Source organism: Acidovorax sp. HMWF018 (assembly GCF_003061035.1).
Classification (GTDB): domain Bacteria; phylum Pseudomonadota; class Gammaproteobacteria; order Burkholderiales; family Burkholderiaceae_C; genus Acidovorax; species Acidovorax delafieldii.
On sequence record NZ_QAIM01000463.1, the window covers coordinates 1 to 1,471 of the forward strand.

Annotated in this window: 2 protein-coding genes; both read right to left on the minus strand. The window is 66.3% G+C overall.

Features of this window, described 5'->3' with window-relative positions; translation table 11 throughout:
- Positions 1-31: 31 nt before the first annotated feature.
- Entirely contained in the window at positions 32-340 is a 309-nt protein-coding gene (locus tag DBR23_RS19460) for a helix-turn-helix domain-containing protein (protein WP_015013381.1), read from the minus strand.
- A 205-nt stretch (positions 341-545) separates the two neighbouring features.
- Entirely contained in the window at positions 546-1,448 is a 903-nt protein-coding gene (locus DBR23_RS19465; RefSeq protein ID WP_099729820.1) for a LysR family transcriptional regulator, read from the minus strand.
- Between the last annotated feature and the right edge of the window lie 23 nt (positions 1,449-1,471).

A 1,471-nucleotide genomic window follows, 5' to 3' on the forward strand; every position in this document is an offset into this window, starting at 1 on the left:
GGGCAGGGCGAGCAGGGGGAGGGGAGAGGGCTCAGGCCTTCTTGGCGCGGCCTGCGACCCAGCGGGTGGCAAAGGCCTGCACGTCCGACAGGCGCTTGAGCAGGTCAGCGCCCGAGGGGGTGACGGTGTAGCCGTCGCTGCCATGGTCCACAAAACCGGCTTCGCGCAGCTCTTTGATGCGGGTGTTGAGCGTGTTGGGGGTGATGCCACCCACGCTGTCCTGCAGCAGGCGGAACGTCTGGGGGTGGCCGTCCTTCAGGGCCCACAGCACGCGCAGCGCATAGCGGCATTCAAGTTTCTCGAAAAGCTGGTTGATGGAAGCATTTTCTTTGGAGCTCATGGACGCTTCTCCTCGCGCAAGTGTTGGATCTGGATTCAGTGCGGGTGGCCGTCAACCGGGCCCGCTGATGCGCTAAGACTATAGCGCGGAACCCATTTTGCTACAAGTTTAGTAGCTCAGAACGCACAGCACACATGCGCTAGTGGCGAAAAATACAATGTTGCGTATCAAACTGTTGCGACAGGGCCACGGTTTTCGGCCCCTGTCAGCTGCGCCCCAGCCCCGCCAGATGCGCGACCAGCAACTGGGCCGCGGGGGGCAGCCACTGGGCGCTGCGGTAGCAGATGGCAAAGCGCCGCTGGGCCCAGGGGTCGCTCAGCGGGACGATGCGCACCGGTGCCAGCTGGGCAAAAGGCTGGGCCACTTCGCGTGGCACCACGCTGATGGCGAGGTTGGCGCGCACCACCCGCAGGGCGGCGTCAAAGTTGGACACCAGCACGCGGTGGGCCAGCATTTTTCCCTCCACCGCAGCGGCACGCGCCAGCAGCACCTGCACTGCACTGAGCGCGGGCATGCTGACGAATTCGTGCTCCAGCACGTCGGCAAACCGCACGCTCTGCAGCTGGGCCACGGGGTGCGACTCGTGTGCCACCACAGCCAGGTGATCGCTGCGGTAGGCGCTGGTTTCCAGGCCCGACAGGTCGGCTGCGTCCCAGCAGATGCCGATGGACGCGCTGCCGTCGCGCACGCCTTGCACCACGTCCGGGCTCACGCGTTCCTCCAGGCTGATCTGGATGTTGCGGTGTGCCGGGTCTTGCAGAAAGGCCGCCACATCGTCGGCCAGCGACTCGGCCATGACCGAGGCCGTGACCAGCATGCGCACATGGCCCCGGGTGCCAGTGGCGTAGGCCGCCATGTCGCGCTCGATCTGCCCTACGCTGGCCAGCATGGTGCGGGCATGCTCCAGCAGCGTCTCGCCGGCAGGCGTTGGCACCACGCCCCGGCGCTTGCGCAGCAGCAGCGGTGTGCCCACCGTGTCTTCCAGCTGCGCCAACCGCTTGCTGATGGCCGAGCCCACGATGGACTCCTGCTCGGCCACACGCGCGATGCTGCGCTGCTCGCACACGGCGGCAAAGAGGCGCAGGGTCTGCAAGTCCAGGTCGCGCATGGCAAACCTCCAGGGTTGTGATG

Excerpts from the sequence above, each read along its gene's own strand:
- DBR23_RS19460 (WP_015013381.1), bottom strand. The coding sequence starts at position 340 with ATGAGCTCCAAAGAAAATGCTTCCATCAACCAGCTTTTCGAGAAACTT.
- DBR23_RS19465 (WP_099729820.1), bottom strand. The coding sequence starts at position 1,448 with ATGCGCGACCTGGACTTGCAGACCCTGCGCCTCTTTGCCGCCGTGTGC.